Genomic DNA, 22,150 nt, shown 5'->3' with positions numbered 1-22,150 from the left:
ATTTAATTTTAATTTATAAAATCCTAAATTACAGCTATTTAAAATTTAAAACTAGTGAAAATAAAGTGAAAATTTGATGAAAAAATATTCCTTTCTTTTACCAAAATCTATGTTTGATCCTTATATAGTTTTAAAATAAGCGTAACAGCTTACGGTGATTATCCACTATGGATTTAGCAAGGATAACATTATTTACATCATTATATGATTCATAAAATACAATAAATTTAGCAATGAAATAATCCCGGAAATTATATTCGGGAAAAGATGATAAAAATCAGGAAAAAGTTAAAATACATCACACTGAATGTTAATTTCGGGACATTTTCCAGGCCAAAATCCATGTCGTTTTAAGGAAATTTTAATGTTTCAAAAGTGAATTGTTTAATTTCTATATCAAATTCAGCAATAATTTTTTTATTGATTTCAAATTTAAAATATGTTAAAAATCAATAACTTACACGTAATATTTACATATCATTCTGTTCATCATTAAGAAACAAAAAAGATTAATTAATGAAAAAATAACATTTTTTTCTTTGCGTATTGAAAAATAATATTAGTTTAGGAGGCATAATATTTACTGTGAAACTTTACGCAATCGATTGCACTCAACGCGTGATTATTTTCCTGAAAATATATACTACTAAAAAAGCAGCATACTTAAAAAATCCACAAAAAACAGAGATTGAAAAAATCTTCAACCAAAAATTAAAACTATAAGGATACTTAAATGGATAAAAAAGTACATTCAATAAAATGGTTATATCTAACTGTTTTTCTACTTCCTGTCCTTGCTATGGCTCAAGAAAACGGGACAAAGAAGGAAAAGGAAACCCAAATTGACGAAGTGGTTCTGGTAGGCTACACGAAGGTTTCTAAAAAAGATGTCACCAATGCCGTTTCTTCTGTAAAGGCAGAGGCAATTAAAGACATGCCTTCCACCAATGCCGCCGAAGCCATCCAGGGAAGAATGGCCGGGGTAAGAGTCGCGTTAAGCGAAGGTGCCCCGGGTGCAGACGTAGATATCGTTATCCGGGGAGGGAACTCTATTACGGGGAGCAATGCACCGCTCTATATCGTAGACGGAGTTCAGATGGATAACGCGCTGACCATTTTATCACCTAAAGAAATCGAATCCATCGAGGTACTGAAAGATGCTTCTTCTACCAGTATCTTCGGTGCAAGAGGAGCCAACGGTGTGGTGTTGATTACCACAAAAGGAGGCCGTAAGAGAGCCAAGACTTCCATTAATTACAATGGTTTTTTAGGGGTGAGAAAAATTCAGAATACAATTGATGTCTTAGACCCTTATCAGTTTGTACTGTATCAGTACGAAGTGTACAACAAAGGAGGTATACAGACCGATATGGACGCTTTTGTTGCAAGATACGGCACGTACGATCAGCTGGCAACGAAATACAGAGACATCAAGAAAAGAGACTGGCAGGATGAAGTGTTCGGCAGGGAAGCTTTCAACTTTACCCACAATATTTCCATTACCGGAGGGTCTGATAATTCATCGTTCTCCTTATCATTAAACAATGTGAAGGAAGACGGGATCATGATCGGTTCCGGGTTTAAAAGAAATATGGCCAACTTCAAATATGATTATGATCTTTCCAAGAAAGTAAGCATGACTTTGAATGCCAGATACAGCAGGCAGACGGTTTTCGGGGCAGGGACCTCTTCTACCGGATCGCAGAGTAACAACAGGCTGAGAAATGCCGTAAGGTACCAGCCGTTCGAAGGAGGATCCAATGTAAATGTGGATGATTTCGATCCTTTGTTTGCCAATGAAACCAACCTTGTCAACCCTGTTCTCCTGGCAAATAACGAGGTTCGGGAAAACGGCAGAAACGACCTGCTTCTTAACGGAATTATAGAATACAAAATCAGTAAAGATTTTACCTTCAGAAGTGTGATCGGATATGTACAGCGGGATGAAGAGGTTAACCAGTTTTCCGGGACTATTACCAGCCTTGCCAGGCAGAACAATGACCAGCCTGTGGTATCCATGAGCAAGACACAGTCCAGAAGGATTACCAATACCAATACCTTAAACTTCAGAAAAACATTAGGAAATCATAAAATAGATTTACTGGCAGGACAGGAAACGGTGAAAACAGATGCCGAGAGCTTATCAATGACTGTAAAATGGCTTCCGAGATCAATCAGTGCCCAGGAAGCATTTGCCAACATCCAGTCGGTTTCCGCTCCTTCAGGACTGGTACAGGATGCCCCGAGAACCAACGTTTTACCAGACCGGTTGGTATCATTCTTCGGGAGGGCCAACTATATCTATAAGAACAAATATATCGTAACCGCATCCATGAGGGCGGACGGATCCAGTGTATTCGGGCCCGGAAACAGATGGGGATACTTCCCTGCCGCTTCTTTAGCATGGAAAATCGGCGAAGAAAACTTCTTAAAAGACAGCAGAACGGTCAGCGACTTAAAGCTCCGCGCAGGATACGGTTTATCCGGGAACAACAGAATCCAGGCATTTCTGTATAATACATTCTTTACCACGTCATCTGACTACGGATATGCATTCGGAACCAATGTGACGCCGGGGGCAACAACAGGAAATACCATGTCAAACACCGGTGTAAAATGGGAATCGGCAGCTTCTAAAAATATCGGTTTGGATTTTGGTTTTTTCAAAGGAAGAATATACGGTACGCTTGATTTTTACCAGACAGACACCAATGATTTATTGCTTTTGGCAAAAATCCCTCAGACTACCGGTTATGAATACCAATATCAGAACTCAGGAAGCACCACCAACAAAGGGGTTGAATTCTCTGTGGGAGGTACCATCATCAATAAGGAGAACTTTAACTGGAAGATGGATGCGAATATATCCTCAAACAGAAATATCATCAAAAGTTTAGGAGCCAGCGGATCTGCAAGTGCCAATTTTTACCTCTACCCTTCAGGATGGCAGAATAATTTAAATGACTTCCTGGTACAGGTAGGCAAACCGGTAGGTACGTACTGGGGCTATGTAACGGCCGGAAGATATGAGATCAGTGATTTCGATTATAATCCTACGACACAGGTATATACCCTGAAATCCGGTGTACCGAGTGCATCAGCGGCTGCCAACGGAGCAAAACCGATACAGCCGGGAGATCTTAAGCTTCAGGACCTGAACGGCGACGGTATTATCGATAACAAAGACATGACCGACCTGGGAAGCTCTCAGCCTAAAGCCTATGGAGGTTTCAGCCAGACTTTCCGTTATAAAAACTGGGACATGAGCATGCTGTTCAACTTCTCTATCGGAAATAAAGTATACAATGCCAACAAGATTGAATACTCCACACAGTATTTATACCGGGACAATAACATGCTGGCGGAAGTAGCCGACCGATGGAGATGGTTTAACGATGCCGGGGAAAAAGTAAATGACCCTACAGCATTGGCAGCATTAAATGCGAATACTACAGGATGGACTCCTCCTGCAGGTGCCTATTTCCTGCATTCTTATGCAATTGAAGACGGATCTTTCTTAAGATTGAACAACATTACGTTAGGATATTCTTTGGGGAAAGAATTTACCAAACAGTTAGGCCTTTCAAATTTCAGGCTGTACTTTACCATGAACAATGTATTTACAGTAACAGGATATTCCGGATATGACCCTGAGGCGAATACCAGAAGGAATCCTTTGACACCGGGTGTAGATTATGCCGCTTACCCGCGCAGCAGATTTATCTTATCCGGAGTTGATATAACTTTTTAACCTAATATTATGAAGAAAAATAAATTTTTAGCTATTCTATTTTCCGTTATCGGGCTGATATCTTTAAATTCATGTGAAGAATATCTGGATGTAGAAAGCTTATCCAATACCGCAGAACAACAGCAATTCGACTCCGCTTCTGATACATTTTCAGCACTGGTGGGAGTTTATAACGCCACAATGGGTGACAACACCTACGGCCAGAGAATGAACCTGATCCTTACACAGTCCGGCGACGACTTCAGGACTTCAGGGGATTACAATGCCAATGACAGAAGAGGGATCAGCAGCTTCGGCGCGATACCTACCAATACAGAACTGATTAGGCCTTTCCTGGATACCTATGCAGGGATTGAGAGAGCCAATCTTGTGATCAAGAACATTCCGCTTTCCCAGGTGTACCAGACAGGTTCTGCCGCAGACAAAAAATTAATGGACAGATATCTGGGGGAAGCTTTAACTTTAAGAGCTCAATTCTATTATGACCTGATCAAAAACTGGGGCGATGTTCCTTTTCAGGATGTTCCGTCCGCAGACCTTCCTGATTTTTACCTTCCGAAAACAGACCGGGATGTTATCTATGATAAAATCCTCGATGATTTATTAAAAGCAGAAGGCCTTGTGCCGTGGAGATCTGAAGGAGGAACAACCGCACAGAGGATTTCTAAAGGGGCCGTAAAAGGATTGAGAGCAAGGATCGCTTTGGCAAGAGCAGGATATTCTTTAAGAAGAAGCCCGCAGCAGATGCTGAAAGGTTCCAATCCGCAGAAATATTATCAGATTGCCTACGATGAGTGCAAAGATATCATGACTTCCGGGCAGCATCAGCTGAACCCGAGCTATGAAGGCTTATTCAGATCACTACATACCAACACCCAGGATGCAGCCAATGAAGTGATTTATGCCATCGGAGCTTTCGGCGGAAACTCAAGAACCGACAGTAAAATCGGGTATTACAACGGATTAAGACATGATGATACCGACTGGAAATCTTCCGGCGGAATCAGTGCCATTCCTGTATATTTTTACGAGTTTACCAAATATGACCTGAGAAGAGACGTAAATGTTGCCATCTTCAGGGTAAGCACCACAAAACAGGAAGAACTTCAGACCTCCATCAACTGGAATGACGGAAAATTCAGAAAATCCTGGACATCGATTACCGGGACTTCCCAGAATTTAGGAATCGACTGGCCATTGTTAAGATATTCTGATATTCTGCTGATGTTTGCCGAAGCCGATAACGAACTGAACAGCGGACCGTCTGCACAGGCAGTAAATGCAGTGCTGTCCGTAAGACAGAGAGCGTATGCAGAAAACCTGGGCCAGGTAGGAACCATTCCTACAGACAAAACAGGATTCTTCAACTTTTTGGTAAAGGAAAGACAGCTGGAATTTGGCGGGGAAGGACTGAGAAAATATGACCTGATCCGTTGGAATCTGTTGGAAACTAAAATTAACGAGACCAAAACCAAGCTTACCCAGTTCATGAACGGTACCGGCGCTTATGCCAACGTTCCGGAATACATTTTCTATAAAAAAGTAGCGTATACGCCTACCAAAACAGCTCAGCAGAACGTTACGGATATCGATTTCTATACCATGACAGGCGTTGCAAAAACAGATATTTTCTACAGCCCGAACCAAAGTGTGGCAACACCGTCCGGATATACGAAGGTGAACTGGAGACTGGCGATGACGCAGCCCTACATCAGTGGAGATCCTGTAAAAAGTTATGCACATTATTTCCAGGCAAACAGGAAAGAACTGCTTCCGCTGGCTTTAGACGTTATTAATTCCAACTACAATCTTACACAGGATTACGGATACTAGATAAAAAATTACATTCATATTTATTTTAAGAAAATACAGGCTTTTCCTCTTCAAAAAGGATAAGTCTGTATTTTAACTAAAAAATCTTTCAATGAAAACTTCCGGTTTTATTAAAAATTTTAAAGTTTTTTTAGCTTCTTGGATCGTACTGATCAGTCTTTTTTCTTTCAAAACCAATGAGAAAACAATCGTGGTTTCGAAAGACGGAAAAGGCAACTTTACCACAGTACAGCAAGCCATCAATGCCGTTGAAAACAGTTCTTCCGCAAGAACTAAAATTTTTATCAAAACAGGGGTCTACAAAGAAAAGATCATCATTCCTGAAACAAAAGGAGCGATTTTTCTGGAAGGGGAAAATCCTGAAAATACCATCATCACGTACGATGATTTTGCTTCAAAAAAGAATCCGGAAGGCAAAGATATCGGAACAACAAATTCCTCAACAATTTTTATTTATTCAAATGATTTTACAGCTAAAAATCTTTCATTTGAAAACAGTTCGGGAAGAGTCGGACAGGCCGTTGCAGTGCTGACCTCAGGCGACAGAATTGCTTTTGAAAACTGCAGGTTCCTGGGAAATCAGGATACTTTATATCTGAAAGGTGTTCAGGATTCGCCGGACAAAACAAAACCTTCAAGGAATTATTTTAAAAACTGCTACATCGAAGGTACAACCGATTATATTTTCGGAGCAGGAACCGCCGTTTTTGAAAACTGTACCATTTATTCCAAAGAAACGGCGAGCTACGTTACGGCCGCTTCTACTCCACAGGAAAATGAATTCGGATTTGTGTTTATCAATTCAAAAATCACCGGAAATGCTAAGGAAAACTCTGTTTATTTAGGAAGACCCTGGAGGCCTTTTGCCAAAACGGTGTATATTGATTGCGAGATCAGTTCTCTTATAAAACCTGAAGGCTGGCACAACTGGAGCAAGCCCGATGCAGAAAAAACAACTTTCTATGCAGAATTCAATTCCAAAGGAGCCGGAGCCAACAATTCAAAAAGAGTTTCGTGGTCACATCAATTAACCAAAGAAGAAAGAAAAAAATATACAGCAGACAACATTCTTAAAGGAAAAGACAACTGGAACGTGAAAAAGAGTTTATAATAATCAATAAAAAACCTCAACACCAAGAAATTTTTCAGGTATGAAAAAGCACTTCACAAAAATAATGACGATAGGGATTGTATGCGGAAGCTTAGCTTTTGTTGAAGGTCAGAATGTCCTCAGTTTTCCCGGCGCAGAAGGCTTTGGAAGATATACGACAGGCGGACGCGGCGGAAAGGTGTATATTGTTGATAAACTTACAGACGACGGTTCCCAAGGTACTTTACGATACGCTTTAGACCAAAAAGGTCCGAGATATATTGTTTTTAAAACAGGCGGCACGATTTACTTAGAATCTCCGTTAAAGATAAAAGAAGGCGGTGTCACCATTGCCGGGCAAACTGCTCCAGGAGACGGAATCACCGTTGCCAACTACGAAACTTTTGTCGCCGCAGACAACGTGATTATACGTTACATGCGGTTCCGGATGGGAGATCAGAAAAAGTTTGAAGGCGATGCTTTCGGAGCCCGGTTTATAAAAAACCTGATCGTTGATCATTGTTCGATGAGCTGGTCGACGGACGAAACCGTTTCCATTTATGTAAATGAGAATACCACCCTTCAGTGGTGCGTGATCGCAGAAAGCTTTAGAAATTCTGTTCATCAGAAAGGTCCCCACGGATACGGCGGAATTGCAGGCGGAAAATTTGCTACGTTCCATCATAATATCTACGCGCATCACGACAGCAGAAATCCACGGTTGGGAGAATATGCGGGAAGTAAATTTGCACTGACCGACCTTACCGATTTCAGGAATAATGTGATTTACAATTGGGGACACAATAACGTCTACGGCGGTGAAGGAATGAATGTGAATATCGTTAACAATTACTATAAACCGGGAGCTGCAACAACGACAAAACAACGCATCGTTGCCATTGATAAAAACGAAAAGCCTGAAACCGAAGTCTACAACATCTGGGGCAAATATTATATTAATGGAAACGTAATTGAAGGAAATCCGGAAGTCACACAAGACAACTGGACGGAAGGCGTTTTTGCTCAGATGAAATCTTCCTATAACCTGACGGATAATGATAAAAATTCCATAAAAATCAATCAACCGCACGATATTCAGAATAACGTAAAAACACAGTCGGCACAAGAAGCCTACGAAAAAATCTTACAGATCGGAGGCGCAAGCCTGGTAAGGGATGCCATTGATGCACACGTGTTGAAAGATGTAAAAAACGGAAGTTTCAGCTACAAAGGTTCAAAAGGAAGCACCAACGGAATTATTGATTCACAAAATGATGTTGGCGGATTTCCAAATTTGACAGCAGGCAAATCTCTACCCGATTCAGACAACGATGGAATGCCCGATGAATGGGAAATAAAGCATCAGTTAAACCCGAATGCTGCTGATGCCAACGGACGGGATTTAGATAAAAATTACGATAATATTGAAGTTTATTTTAATGATATTGTTAAAAAAATAACCGAAAGACAATTCTAATAACCATGAAAATTCTAAATTCGGCTATCTAATAAAGTATGATAAAATTCACTGTATTGAAAACAGCATTTGCAGGGGCACTTTTGAGTTCAACATTATATTGGGCGCAGGCTTCTGTGATTGAAAAAATTAATAAAAACCCCAAAGCTCCCTTTTCCTACGCAGAACTTTCTGTAAAGGAAGGCGGAAAATGGGAAGGCAACAAATACATCGGCGGAACGTTTAAAAATATTCAGGAACTCACGATTCCGGCATCGCACACCGACCATTCTTCCTACATCAGATATGAAGGCATCGGACTGGAAAACAACCAGATCGGCTACAGACTGTATCTGGACTGGAGAAATGCGACGGATATTTTCGGTAAGAAAGTCAACACTCTGGTTTTACCCGAAGTCGGACAGGACGGTTTTGAGTCTTATCATCATGATTCGCCCTGGGGACAGGATATTTTAAAATCCGGACGCACCATCGGCATCGGTTCTTACGGAAGATATGATGAGCAGAATGATTTTATTGAGACTTTTAAAATCGTAAAAAACACGTCCGTAAAAGTTGTGAACGAAAAAGACAGATCCTACGCTGCAATCGATTACACAGGCTGGAAAACCTGGGGCGATGCAATAGATCTACAGTCTAAACTGACGATTTTCAACAAAGACCGTTTTGTAAAAGTAGATTTAAATCTGAGCAATACTATTTCAGGATTATGTACGGGAATTGTTGCCATTAAAAATATTCCGTTAAAACAGGGAATCAGCAAAAATAAAAAATGGGCGTACATTGCAACGTACGGTCAACAGACATTAGCCAAAAAGGAAGATAACTTAGGAATGGCAGTCTTCTACCCTCTTGAAAATTTTGACAGATACGTACAGACAAAATCTACACATACCGTGGTTTTTAAGAAAACAAAAAGTGTTTCCTATTACTTTTTGGGAGCTTGGTGCCAGGAACCCAACGGCTTAACGACAGAAGAATCATTCTATCAGGATTTAGATAAAAAACTGGAAATTTTAGATAAAAATAATCAACTTTAAAATTTAAAAAAATGAATATTATTAATCATACCATAAAAGCATACGCAGTAGCAATTTTAGGATCAGGAATGTTCTTGGCCTGTGCCCAGACAAAAACTGCAACCGCAGTAAAACCTACAACCGAAACTTCACAATCAGGGAAAATAGTCCCTACCAATCTGAAATGGTCTGAGAGAATGATGCTTTCCGAAATGCAGCGTTTCCCGGAAGCGTGGATGCTTGATTTCAGCAAAAGCCCGAAGTGGACGTATCCTTCAGCAATTGTTCTGGACGGCGCAGAACAGCTTTACATTAAAACCGGTAAAAAAGAATATTACGATTACATCAGCGGATTCGGTGAAAAACTGATCCAGGAAGACGGTACCATTCTTACCTACGACCTTTCCAAGTATAATATCGATATGCTGAACAGCGGAAATGTTCTTCTTTATCTGTATGAAAAAGAGAAAAAAGACAAATACCTGAAAGCTCTTCAGACACTTCGTTTACAAATTGACGGGCAGCCAAGAACCAATGAAGGCTCTTTCTGGCATAAAAAAATCTATCCATACCAGGTTTGGTTAGATGGCTTATATATGGGAATGCCTTTTTATACACACTACACAAAGGATTTTGTAAAAGGTGCCGATGCTCAGAAAGCGTATGATGATATTGTTTTCCAGTTTGATTCTGTTCAGAAAAATCTTTTAGACAAAAAAACCGGACTGCTGTATCATGCCTGGGATGAAAGTAAAAAAGAAGCCTGGGCCGATAAAGAAACCGGACTTTCACCAAATTTCTGGGGCAGGGCAATGGGCTGGTACGGAATGGCCATGGTAGACGTGCTGGATTATCTGCCTAAAGATCACCCGGGAAGAGCAAGAATCATTTCTTACATCAAATCGTATGCTGACGCTGTCATTAAAGTTCAGGATAAAAAATCAGGACTTTGGTACCAGGTTCTGGATAAGCCTTTGGCCAACGGCAATTATGAAGAAGCCACGGCATCAGCAATGTTTGTGTATACCATGATCAAATCGGTGAACAAAGGATATTTACCCGCATCTTATAAATCGGCCGCTAAAAAAGGCTACGACGGCATCATCAAGAATTTAATTACCGTTGATAAAAACGGTGTTGTCAATTTAAACAAATGTTGTGCTGTTGCAGGTTTAGGTGGAAAACCTTACAGAGACGGTTCTTACGAGTATTATGTAAATGAAGAAATCCGTTCCAACGACGGAAAAGGAACAGGACCGTTTATCCTGGCAAGCTTGGAGTTTGAAAAATAATGCTTAAACCATTAAGGAGTGCTAAGAAGTTAAGATTCATTAAGGTTAAAATCTAGATTTTATTAAGCTACTTGCTTAAAGCGAAGCTCAACTTAACTATTCTAAACTTCTTAATGAATCTTAATGGTAAAAAATTAAAAGCATTTGCTGAGCAGAGCGCCTTTGCGAAAGAAAAATATGCAGTCGCAATTAAAAAAAACTTTAGCGCCCATTGCGTTTAAACCCAGACCAAAAATCTGATTTTATGAAGACAAAAAATATTTTAAATATACTTTCAATCACCGTTTTTTCAATTGCATCAACTTATTTGAATGCACAGGAAAAAAACTACGTTTCCGAAGTCTGGACTGCCGATCAGGGAAAAAATTACAGAAATCCTGTTCTGTACGCCGATTATTCTGATCCTGATGCCATCCGTGTCGGTGAAGATTATTACATGACGGCTTCAAGTTTCAACGAAGCGCCGGGCTTGCCGATTCTTCATTCAAAAGATATGGTCAACTGGAAATTATTGAATTATGCGCTTCCAGACGTTCTTCCGAACGAACATTTTTCCACACCCAAAAGAGGTGACGGGGTTTGGGCACCCAGCATCAGATTCCACAAAGGCGAATTCTATATTTATTGGGGCGACCCCGATTTCGGAATTTATATGGTGAAAACCAAAGATCCGTTGGGGGCCTGGGAAAAGCCTGTTCTGGTAATGGAAGGAAAAGGCTTGATTGATTCCTGTCCGTTCTGGGACGAAGACGGAAAAGCCTATCTGGTTCACGGCTGGGCAGGAAGCCGCGCCGGAGTGAAAAGTATTTTATCCATCAATAAAATGAATCCTGAAGGAACCAAAGTTCTGGATAAAGGCGTTCACGTTTTCGACGGCCACGATGCACATCCCACGGTTGAAGGTCCGAAAATGTACAAAAGAAACGGCTATTACTATATTTTTGCGCCTGCTGGCGGAGTTGCTACAGGTTGGCAATTGGTATTAAGATCAAAAAATATTTATGGCCCTTACGAAGAAAAAATAGTGCTGGAACAGGGTTCAACTAAAATCAACGGACCGCATCAGGGTGCTTGGGTAGACACACCTTCAGGTGAAGATTGGTTCTACCATTTCCAGGATATTGACGCAGGCGGAAGAGTTGTTCACCTGCAGCCGATGAAATGGGAAAAAGACTGGCCGGTTATCGGAATTGATAATAACAAGAACGGAATCGGGGAACCGGTTCGAACCTACAAAAAACCAAACATCGGGCAATCCTATCCTATTATAACCCCTCCGGAGACAGATGAATTTGATGGTGAAAAATTAGGAATCCAATGGCAATGGAGCGCCAACGAGAATATTGTCTGGTCATCCAAACTTCCCGGACAAAAATTTTTAAGATTATTCTCAATGAAAGTTCCTGAAGGGGAAAAAAACCTCTGGAACGTCCCGAATTTATTAACCCAGAAATTCCCGGCTCCTAATTTTGCAGCTTCCACAAAAGTTAAATTAACACCTGAAGATGCCAAAGAAGGAAAAACTGCCGGACTTCTGGTAATGGGTTTAGACCATGAATCCATCGTTATTACCAATAAACCGGACGGATTTTATCTTCAGTTGAGAAGAGCCGAAAAAGCAGATAAAGGCGGCGAGGAAAAAGTTTTGTTTGAAACAAAATTAAAAGGAAACGAGGCTTATTTAAAAGTAAATGTGAACGAACCGAATGGTTTGTGCCAGTTCAGCTACAGCGAAAATGGAAAAAATTTCACAAAAGTAGGCGATGTTTTTCAGGCAAAACCCGGAAAATGGATCGGTGCTAAAGTCGGCTTATATTCTGTGAGCACACAAAAAGCAAACCGTGGCGGATATGCCGATTTTGATTGGTTCAGAATTACTAAAAATTAATTTGGTTAACCATAGAGAAACCTAACAGGTTTTAAAAACCTGTTAGGTTTGTTACAAAACATGTATGGCTTTTTAAACTTATTAATAAAAATATTACATAAACATCTGTGTAATCTGTGGGAGAAAAAAACCATTAGATTTTAAAATAAAATCTATGACAAAAAAAATAAAGAAAATTGTTTCATTTTTACTCGTCGTTTTATTGTTATGTGCGTGCCAGTCACAGAACAACGCACAAAATGCAGCGGCAAAACACAATAAAAAAGTCACGCATATTTATCTTATCGGAGATTCCACGATGGCGGATTACACCGGAGATTACGAACCTGGAAAAGATTATATGAAAGTCCGTTACCCAATTACAGGTTGGGGTCAGGTTTTTCAGCCGTTTTTTGTGAAAGACAGTCTGGCTTCGTTGAAACCTGCCATTACAACAGATTCTGTTGCCATTATCGACAGAGCGCACGGCGGAAGAAGCACCCGGACTTTTTTTCAGGAAGGAAGATGGCGATATGTCTACGAACATTTGCAGCCAAATGATTATGTGATAATGCAGTTCGGTCACAACGACGGCTCAGAAAAACATACAGAACGCTATGTAAATATTGAAGGATATAAAGAATTTTTACGGTTGTTCGTAACGCAGACAAGACAGAAAGGTGGAAATCCCATCATCCTGACGCCGGTTGCCAGAAATTATCCATGGAAAGAAGGAAAACTGGAAAATGTACACGGAGAATACGGGCAGGCTCCGATTGATATTGCCAAAGAAATGAATGTTCCGTACATCGATTTAAATAAATTGTCCATGGAATATTTTACTAAAAAAGGACAGGATTTCACAACGAATCATTACTTCATGAATTTCCCGGAGAATGTGTATGAAGCCTATCCCAAAGGACAAAAAGACAACACCCATTTTCAGCCGGAAGGTGCAAAAGCAGTGGCGTCGATAGTCTATCAGGAATTTAAAAAAATAATTAAAACTCAACAAAAATAAAATGAAGAAGTCTCTTACAATAATAGGTTTAGCAGCAGCAATGATGTTTTCGGGGCAGATGTATGCCCAGAATCTGGATATTTATAAAAATATTGAGTTTAAAATGCCTCAGGTTACCGAAACTTCTTTTGCTGCTAACACGGTTTCCATTACACAATACGGTGGCGTTGCAGGCGGAAATGTAAAAAATACGGCAGCTTTCAAAAAAGCAATTGAAGATTTAAGTAAAAAAGGCGGCGGAAAATTAGTCGTTCCGAGAGGAATGTGGTTGACAGGCCCAATCGAATTGAAAAGCAACATCAATCTTCATGTAGAAGAAGGGGCTTTTATTGTTTTCAGTAAAGATAAAAATGATTATCCTCTGGTGGATGTCAGCTTTGAAGGATTAAATACCATCCGTTGCCAGTCCCCTATTTCTGCAAGAAATGCAACCAATATTGCCATCACAGGCAAAGGCGTAATCGACGGAAGTGGTGATGCTTGGAGAGCCATCAAAAAAAGCAAAGTTTCAGAATCTGAGTGGAAAGAAATCGTAAAATCAGGCGGAATTGTATCTGCAGACGGTAAAAACTGGTATCCTTCAGAAAGCTATAAAAAAGGATTTGAAAGCAGTTCAAACTTCAATGTTCCTGACAAGATTTCTAAGGATGAATTGACGACAGTAAAAGATTTCCTCCGTCCGGTAATGGTAAGCCTGGTAGGCTGTGATAAAGTATTGCTGGATGGCCCGACTTTCCAGAATTCTCCTGCCTGGAACCTTCACCCTTTGATGTGTTCAAATGTCATTTTAAGAAATCTGACAGTTAGAAATCCGTGGTTTTCTCAGAACGGCGACGGTGTAGATCTGGAATCCTGTAAAAATGTTTTGATCTACGATAATACGTTTGACGTTGGAGACGATGCGATCTGTATCAAATCAGGGAAAGATAAAGATGGTAGAAACAGAAATATGCCGACTGAAAATGTGATCATCAAAAACAATGTTGTTTATCACGGTCACGGAGGTTTTGTCATTGGAAGCGAGATGTCCGGCGGAGCGAGAAACATCCATGTTTCCGACTGTACTTTTATCGGGACAGATATCGGTCTTCGTTTTAAAACAACCCGCGGAAGAGGCGGAATTGTAGAAAATATTTACATTAAAAATATTGATATGATTAATATTCCGACGCAGGTTATTGGCTTCAATATGTTCTATGAAGGCGCATCTCCGGTTTTGGAAGACGGACAGAAAAAGGAAGGCAACAAAGCTCCGGAAAAAGTATATCCAGTAACCGAAGAAACTCCGATTTTCAGGAATATTTTCTTTAAAAATATCAATGCGGTTAATTCTTACGAAGCAATTACACTGTTTGGTTTAGCGGAGATGAACCTTAAAAATATCGTGATTGAAGATTCCCAGTTTGATACAAAAAAAGGAATGACCATTGTAGATGCAGACGGAATTCAATTGAAAAATGTAAAGCTGAAATATGCTGAAGGAACAGGAGCAACGATTTACAACAGTAAAAACATCAACCTGTCAACGGTTAAATTTGAATCTGCAAATAAGCCGTTTGTAAAAGTTTTAGGAAATAAAACAGGATCGGTATTGTTGCCGAAAGAAGTAACGTCTGATAAAAATTCACTTTCTATCGGAACGGATGTTGCTAAAAATGCAGTTAAATAAATGGATCAATAGTATTTAAACCATTAAGTCCAATTAAGTTGTTAAAAATATTTAAGTTGCTTTGCTTTAAGATAAATCAAAATGATTTTCTTAATTAAACTTAACTTCTTCAATACGCTTAATGGTTCAAAATTTTAAAATTTGACAACATGATTTTTAACAGAAAACATACTTATATTTCTATTTTTTTTGTGGGGACAATGGCATTCGGGCAGGTAAACCGACCGAATGCCACTCCTTACACAAATGAAGCGACGTATGACAAATTAAAGAAAAAAAATCCTTTTATCACTCCGATAGACCGCCCGGTTCCGCAAAATATTAAGATTGATAAAAATGTGGAATATGCCACTATCAACGGGCTCTCTTTAAAAGCCGATGTGTATTATCCTAGTGACCAGTCAAAAAAATATCCCGGAATTGCAATGGTTCACGGCGGTGGCTGGATTTCGGGAAGTAAGGAAAATGAGAAATTCATGGCGATGGAACTGGCTTCAAAAGGCTATGTTGCCATGGCAGTTGGTTATCGGTTGGCTGATATCGCAAAATATCCTGCCGGCGTCGAAGATATTGAAACTGCTGTTAACTGGTTAAAGAAAAACCACGCAACATATTCACTGAATAAAAAGAAAATCGCTGTTTTGGGTGAGTCTGCAGGTGCTCAGATGGCAACTTTAGTCGGAGTGAAGAAAAAGAATAAAATTCAGGCAATCGTTAATGTAGACGGAATTGTTTCGTTTATCCATCCCGAAGCCGAAGAAAGCACGTATGCTGCCTATTGGCTGGGCGGCGACAGAAACGTTAATTTAAAAAACTGGACGGAAGCTTCACCTTTGGAATATGTAGATAAAAATACGCCTCCTACCCTTTTCATCAACAGTTCTCAGCCCCGTTTTCATGCCGGAAGAGACGATATGATGAAGAAATTAAAGAGCTATAATATTCAGACGGAATTCCATGAAATCAAAGATACGCCACACTCATTCTGGTCGGCAGAACCCTGGTTTACAGAAACACTGAATTATACGGTTGAGTTTTTAGATAAAGTTTTGAAATAAATTCAAGACTAAGATTGAGGTTAAATTTAAGATCAAATTAAAGCATTTTTATGAGAAAAATATTTTTAATTCTCTTCATTTCTATGGCTAATTTTCTCCTGGCAGGAAATGATCCTTACATAAAAATTACCGTTGCCAAAGACGGAAGCGGAGATTTTATGTCGATTCAGAAAGCGATTAATTCTATAAGAGATTTGGGACCTTCGGAAGCCTTGGTTTTAATTAAATCAGGAACTTATAACGAAAAAATTACCATCCCTTCTTCAAAGCATAAAATTACATTAGAAGGTGAAAATAAAGACAAAACGATTATCACCAACAATGATTATTCAGGGAAAACCGATTCGTTTAATGAAAAAATGACGACCTTCAATTCCTACACTGTATTGGTGATGGGCGATAATATTAAAATCAGTAACCTGACCATTCAAAACGCTTCCTGCAACGAAGGCCAGGCGGTTTCCCTTCATGTGGAAGGCGACCGTTTTGTGATTAAAAATTCGAAGATTTTAGGATGTCAGGATACGGTTTATGCCGCAACGAATCACAGCAGGCAGTATTTTGAAAACTGTTATATTGAAGGAACGACGGATTTTATTTTCGGACAGGCAACCGTTGTTTTTAAAAACTGTACGATTAAAAGTTTAGCCGATTCCTACATCACCGCAGCGGCAACAGAAGCCGACAGAAAGTATGGTTTTGTCTTTTTCGACTGTAAATTAATCGCCAAAGAAGGCATCACAAAAGTCTATTTGGGAAGACCCTGGAGACCTTATGCAAAAACAGTGTTCATCAACACAGAAATGGGAAAACACATTCTCCCGGAAGGCTGGAATCCCTGGAAAGGTGATAAAATGTTCCCTGATAAAGAAAAGACCGCTTATTACGCAGAATCCGGAAGCAAAGGAGATGGCGGAAATACTTCAAAACGGGTAAGCTGGTCACATCAACTGACAAAAAAAGACCTGAAAAATTATACAATTGAGAAAATTTTTGATAATTGGAACCCGACTAAATAATCAAAAATAATTGAGATGCTTCGACTTCGCTCAGCTTGAGTTGTCATCGTGAGCGAAGTCGAGGCATTTTAAAAAGTAAAATATCAATAAAAATTAATTTGAAAATGAAAAAAGTTCTTTTAGTAACATCCATTTTTTTATCAATATTTACATTCGCACAAAAAAAACCGACCCTGTTTTTAATCGGTGATTCCACAATGGCTAACAAAGAGAATCCGGATAAGAACCCGGAGCACGGTTGGGGGCAGGTATTGCCGCAATATATGACTTCAGGTATTGAAATTCAGAATCATGCGATGAACGGAAGAAGCTCAAAAAGTTTCAGAACGGAAGGAAGATGGGATAAAGTGGAAAAACAGCTTAAAAAAGGAGATTTTGTGGTCATTCAATTCGGCCATAATGATCAGAAAATCAAGGATTCTACAAAATTCACCAATCCTTATACTCAATACAGAGCTAATTTAGAAAGATATGTCAATGAAACCAGAGCAAAAGGAGCGACTCCGATTCTGATGACTTCTATTGTGAGAAGAAATTTCACTGAAAACGGCGTTTTGGTTGATACTCATAAAGAATATCCTTTGGTGGTAAGAATGGTTGCCAATGATATGAAAGTTCCTTTTGTTGATATGCAGTTACTAACCGAACAAATGGAAATTGCCTACGGCCCGGAAAATTCTAAAAAACTGCATTTACATTTCAAAGAAGGAGAAGAACCTTATTACACGAAAGCAAAAGATGATGACACTCATTTGTCAAGATTGGGCGCAGAAACGGTCGCGAAATTAGCAGTGAAAGATTTGAAAAGCTTAAAGATAGGATTTGAGAAATATATTAAATAGTAATTCTATAATTCCCACAGATTACACGGATTTTCACAGATTCAAAAAAATCTGTGGGATCTGTGGGAGAAAAAACTTTGTCAAATAAAGAATTAGAAATTTAAAAGGATATTAAAATAATCCCACAGATTACACAGATTACACAGATCACACAGATTCAAAAAAAATCTGTGGGATCTGTGGGAGAAATATATTCCTACTGAATAGAAGTTAACACAAAATTTAATTAAATAAAATTCAAAAAATAAAAATATGAATTTCAAAAAAGAACCTTTCTTCGACGGCAATTCCGAATGGGAAGATCTAGGAAGCGGAGTTTCAAGACAGTTTGTCGGGTACAACTCGCAGGTAATGATGGTGATTGTGAAATTTGAAAAAGATGCCATCGGAGCTTTGCATCAGCATTTTCATTCGCAGATTACGTATGTTGCTTCCGGAAAGTTTGAAGTAACCGTTGATGGTGAAGTGAAAATTTTACAGCAAGGCGACGGGTTTTTCGCCCAGCCCAATATTTTCCACGGTGTAAAATGCCTGGAGGAAGGACAGCTGATTGATGCGTTTACGCCGTTCAGGGAAGATTTTCTTAAAGATTAATTTCTTCTTCTATTAAACTTAATACTCAAACCTAACAGGTTTTTGAAACCTGTTAGGTTTAGCAAAATACACTTTACCGTAATTAAAAGGTCATGAAGAAATCTGTTTTCATCTTAATAATTTTTCTTTCCGCTCAATTCCCTGCTCAGGAAAAAATTATGGTCTGGCCAAAAGGTCAGATGCCGAATTCCAAAGGATTACAGTTGAAAACTGAAGAAAAAGATGGCAGGATTGTACAGATAAAACAAACCGAACTTTTTGCTTTTTTACCTCCCAAAGAAGACAGAAAACAGATGTCGGTCATCATCATTCCCGGTGGCGGATATTACAAGCTTACCTACGATCTGAACGGTTTCCAGATTGCAAAATGGTTCAATACCTTAGGGATTTCTGCCTTTGTTTTAAATTACAGGCTGCCGATTTCTCCTGATGTTAAGCAAAGAGAACTCGCTCCGCTACAGGACATTCAGGCAGCTGTTAAATATCTTAGAAAAAATGCGGAGCAATATGGCATTTCGCCAGATCAGGTAGGTGTAATAGGAACTTCGGCAGGCGGACATTTGGCTGCTATGGTAAGTAATATTCCCACCGATTACACAGAATTAAAGGGCGATTGGGCAACCATTCCTACCATTCCGAATTTTGCAATTCTGGTTTCTCCGGTAATCGATATGGGAGAATTTGCGCATGTGGGAAGCCGCAACAGTCTGCTGGGTGAAAATGCTTCTGCAGAAAAAATCAAAGAATATTCTATGCAGAACCGCGTAACGGAAAAAACACCGCCCACCCTTCTGGTTCATGCACAAAACGACAAAACCGTTCCGGTGATGAACAGCATTCTGTATTATCAGGCCATGACAAAAAATAAAGTAAAGGGGGCCTTATTTATTTTCCCTGAAGGAGAACATAAAATCGGAATCATGAATAAAACCGAACTTACAGACAACTGGAAAACATTATGCTCAGACTGGTTGAAGAATATGAGCAATAAATAATTGATAATGAGTAATTTTTAATATTGAATCATGCTGAAACTCATTCAACAAAAAATATTTTTACTGGCTTGCGGAACTGTAATTTCTATTTCAGTACACGCACAGCAACATTTAAAATTAACCTACGGCAAGCCCGCAGAAAACTGGAACGAAGCCTTGCCCATCGGAAACGGAAAATTAGGTACTATGGTTTTTGGCGGCGTTTCGCAGGAACACCTTCAGCTGAATGAAGAGACCATCTGGGCTGGCGAACCGGGAAATAATGTCCCGAAAAACACATTCGACAGCATTCAGAAAATCAGAAAACTGTTGAATGACGGTCAATTTGAAGAAGCTCAAAAGCTTTCCAACACGACTTATCCGAGAGCCGTACCAAAAGATCTGAATTACGGAATGCCGTACCAAACGATGGGTGATCTGTTTCTCAATTTTAAAGGTCATGAAAGTTTTAAAAACTATAAGCGGACTTTAGATATTGAAAAAGCAGTAAGCACGGTTTCTTATGAAGTCAACGGTACGAAGTTCAAACGTGAGATTTTCACGTCTTTTGTTGATAATGTGGTGGTGATCAGATTATCATCCAACAAACCAAACAGTTTGAATTTCTCTGTCAACGCCTCTTCTCCGCATTTAAAAAAATCCATTTTTACGGAAAAAAATCAGCTGATTATAAATGGTACAAGTGGTTCTGTGGATAATAAAACCGGGAAAATCAGTTTCAAAACGGTGGCTGTTCCTGTGATAAGAGGAGGAAAAATAACCTCAACAAAAGATAAATTAGAAATTTCCGGATCGAATGAAGTAATTATTTATGTTTCCATTGCGACAAATTTTAAAAAGTACGATGACCTTTCAGGAAATCCTCACGCAAGAGTTTCTGAATATTTAAATAAAGCCTTAAGCAAAAAATATGATGCCGAATTAAAAGCACACATTGAAAAATACCAGAAATATTTCAAACGGGTGAGTTTGGATTTGGGAACTTCGGATCAGGCGAACAAGACCACGGATATCAGAATTAAAGAATTCGGAAGTTCAGGCGATCCCGATCTGGTGGCTTTGTATTTCCAGTTTGGGCGGTATCTTTTGATTTCTTCCTCGCAACCGGGAACACAGCCCGCCAATCTGCAGGGAATCTGGAATTATCAGTTAAACCCTGCCTGGGACAGCAAATATACCGTCAATATCAATACGGAAATGAATTATTGGCCGGCGGAGAATACAAATTTAAGTGAAATGCATGAGCCGTTATTCGATATGATTCAGGATTTATCGGTGACAGGACAGGAATCTGCCCGGGAAATGTACCACGCAAGAGGCTGGAATATGCATCATAATACCGATTTGTGGAGAATAACCGGAATTGTAGACGGTGGTTTCTACGGAATGTGGCCGATGGGTGGCGCATGGCTGACACAACATCTCTGGAATCACTATTTGTACACGGGAGATAAAATTTTCCTGAAAAATAATTATGATGCTTTAAAAGGAGCTGCACTATTCTATCTGGATGTTCTTCAGCAGGATCCTTCCCGGAAATACCTGGTCGTTTCGCCTTCGATGTCTCCGGAAAACACGTATATGAAAGGAGTCGGAATCACTGCGGGAACGACGATGGACAACCAGTTGGTTTTTGACGTTTTTAATAATTTTATCAATGCTTCAAAAGTTCTTAATGAAGATCCAAGTCTTTCGGATGAGGTAAAATCAGCTTTAAACAAACTTCCGCCCATGCAGATCGGGCAGTACGCCCAATTGCAGGAATGGCTGAAAGATATGGACCGTACCGATGATAAACACAGACATATTTCGCATTTGTACGGATTGTTTCCTTCGGGACAGATCTCACCGTTCAGAAATCCTGACCTAACGGAAGCTGCAAAAAATTCTATGACTTACCGGGGTGACAAATCTACCGGCTGGTCGATGGGCTGGAAAGTGAACTGGTGGGCAAGGTTGCTTGACGGAAACAGAGCTTTTAAATTAATTTCAGATCAGTTAACACCTGCCCAGCCAGAAGGGAAAGGCGAGAATGGGGGGACTTATCCGAATTTACTGGATGCGCATCCGCCGTTCCAAATTGATGGAAATTTCGGCTGTACTTCAGGAATTGCAGAAATGTTACTGCAGAGCTATGACGGTTATCTTTATATTTTACCGGCACTTCCGGATGCTTTACCGAACGGTTCCGTGAAAGGATTAAAAGCAAGAGGCGGTTTTGAAGTCGATATCGAATGGAAAAATTCTAAACTGACTAAACTTACCATAAAATCTACATTAGGCGGAAATGCCAGAATTAAAATTGCTAAAGATCTCAACCTTAGATCTAAAACAAAAATAAGCACTGCACAGGGCGAAAACCCAAATGAATATTATCAGATTAATCCTGTTAAAACTCCATTAGTTTCCGACCAGGCTGAGCTGAAAGGTTTCTCCGTTCCGGAAACACAGACTTTTGATTTTAAGACCGAAAAGAACAGTGTTTATACTTTTAAAGTAAAATAGCCTATCATATCATCCATATAATTGAAAAGCTTTTCCTTGAGGAAAAGCTTTGTTATTGGTACCATAATTTAAAATACTATAGATAATATAACGCAAAGTATACCATATTTTATAAATT

The 22,150-nt window shown here is 39.5% G+C and carries 15 protein-coding genes; all 15 read left to right on the top strand.

The annotated features are described in order from the left end of the window. The first annotated feature begins 799 nt into the window (after window positions 1-799). The 15 genes from ASE55_RS15210 to ASE55_RS15140 all read left to right on the top strand — a co-directional run bounded on the left by ASE55_RS15210 (window position 800) and on the right by ASE55_RS15140 (window position 22,032). Window positions 800-3,751, top strand: a complete 2,952-nt coding sequence (locus ASE55_RS15210) for a SusC/RagA family TonB-linked outer membrane protein (protein WP_238585066.1) — start codon at window positions 800-802, stop codon at window positions 3,749-3,751. A 9-nt stretch (window positions 3,752-3,760) separates the two neighbouring features. Next, entirely contained in the window at window positions 3,761-5,584 is a 1,824-nt protein-coding gene (locus tag ASE55_RS15205) for a RagB/SusD family nutrient uptake outer membrane protein (RefSeq protein WP_056221467.1), read from the top strand. 91 nt (window positions 5,585-5,675) lie between these two features. Continuing rightward, the gene (locus ASE55_RS15200; protein WP_056221464.1) at window positions 5,676-6,695 is read left to right on the top strand and encodes a pectinesterase family protein; all 1,020 of its coding nucleotides are present in this window, start codon (window positions 5,676-5,678) and stop codon (window positions 6,693-6,695) included. 40 nt (window positions 6,696-6,735) lie between these two features. Beyond that, the gene (locus ASE55_RS15195) at window positions 6,736-8,151 is read left to right on the top strand and encodes a polysaccharide lyase family 1 protein (RefSeq protein ID WP_056221461.1); all 1,416 of its coding nucleotides are present in this window, start codon (window positions 6,736-6,738) and stop codon (window positions 8,149-8,151) included. A gap of 38 nt (window positions 8,152-8,189) precedes the next feature. After that, on the top strand, window positions 8,190-9,191 hold the full coding sequence (locus ASE55_RS15190; protein ID WP_238585065.1) for a DUF4861 family protein: 1,002 nt from the start codon (window positions 8,190-8,192) through the stop codon (window positions 9,189-9,191). Window positions 9,192-9,202: 11 nt separating this feature from the next. Then, on the top strand, window positions 9,203-10,462 hold the full coding sequence (locus ASE55_RS15185; RefSeq protein WP_056221458.1) for a glycoside hydrolase family 105 protein: 1,260 nt from the start codon (window positions 9,203-9,205) through the stop codon (window positions 10,460-10,462). A gap of 244 nt (window positions 10,463-10,706) precedes the next feature. After that, window positions 10,707-12,350, top strand: a complete 1,644-nt coding sequence (locus ASE55_RS15180; RefSeq protein ID WP_056221455.1) for a glycoside hydrolase 43 family protein — start codon at window positions 10,707-10,709, stop codon at window positions 12,348-12,350. A 154-nt stretch (window positions 12,351-12,504) separates the two neighbouring features. Beyond that, window positions 12,505-13,350, top strand: a complete 846-nt coding sequence (locus ASE55_RS15175; RefSeq protein ID WP_056221452.1) for a rhamnogalacturonan acetylesterase — start codon at window positions 12,505-12,507, stop codon at window positions 13,348-13,350. Window position 13,351: 1 nt separating this feature from the next. Further along, complete coding sequence (locus ASE55_RS15170; protein ID WP_056221449.1) at window positions 13,352-15,019, top strand: glycoside hydrolase family 28 protein; 1,668 nt, start codon at window positions 13,352-13,354, stop codon at window positions 15,017-15,019. Window positions 15,020-15,168: 149 nt separating this feature from the next. Next, window positions 15,169-16,077, top strand: coding sequence for an alpha/beta hydrolase (locus ASE55_RS15165; protein WP_056221446.1), 909 nt, complete (start codon window positions 15,169-15,171; stop codon window positions 16,075-16,077). Between the two features lie 50 nt (window positions 16,078-16,127). Continuing rightward, on the top strand, window positions 16,128-17,096 hold the full coding sequence (locus ASE55_RS15160; RefSeq protein WP_056221442.1) for a pectinesterase family protein: 969 nt from the start codon (window positions 16,128-16,130) through the stop codon (window positions 17,094-17,096). Window positions 17,097-17,200: 104 nt separating this feature from the next. Beyond that, a complete protein-coding gene (locus ASE55_RS15155) occupies window positions 17,201-17,938 on the top strand; it encodes a rhamnogalacturonan acetylesterase (protein WP_056221439.1) in 738 nt (245 codons plus the stop codon). 252 nt (window positions 17,939-18,190) lie between these two features. Continuing rightward, a complete protein-coding gene (locus tag ASE55_RS15150) occupies window positions 18,191-18,532 on the top strand; it encodes a cupin domain-containing protein (RefSeq protein ID WP_056221436.1) in 342 nt (113 codons plus the stop codon). Window positions 18,533-18,624: 92 nt separating this feature from the next. Continuing rightward, complete coding sequence (locus ASE55_RS15145) at window positions 18,625-19,527, top strand: alpha/beta hydrolase (protein ID WP_056221433.1); 903 nt, start codon at window positions 18,625-18,627, stop codon at window positions 19,525-19,527. 30 nt (window positions 19,528-19,557) lie between these two features. Then, window positions 19,558-22,032, top strand: a complete 2,475-nt coding sequence (locus tag ASE55_RS15140) for a glycosyl hydrolase family 95 catalytic domain-containing protein (protein ID WP_056221430.1) — start codon at window positions 19,558-19,560, stop codon at window positions 22,030-22,032. Window positions 22,033-22,150: the final 118 nt, after the last annotated feature.

It is taken from the genome of Chryseobacterium sp. Leaf201 (assembly GCF_001421435.1).
Classification (GTDB): Bacteria; Bacteroidota; Bacteroidia; order Flavobacteriales; family Weeksellaceae; genus Chryseobacterium.
The sequence above is the reverse complement of the archived record's forward strand: the minus strand, read 5'-3'. Positions and strand labels throughout refer to the sequence as shown.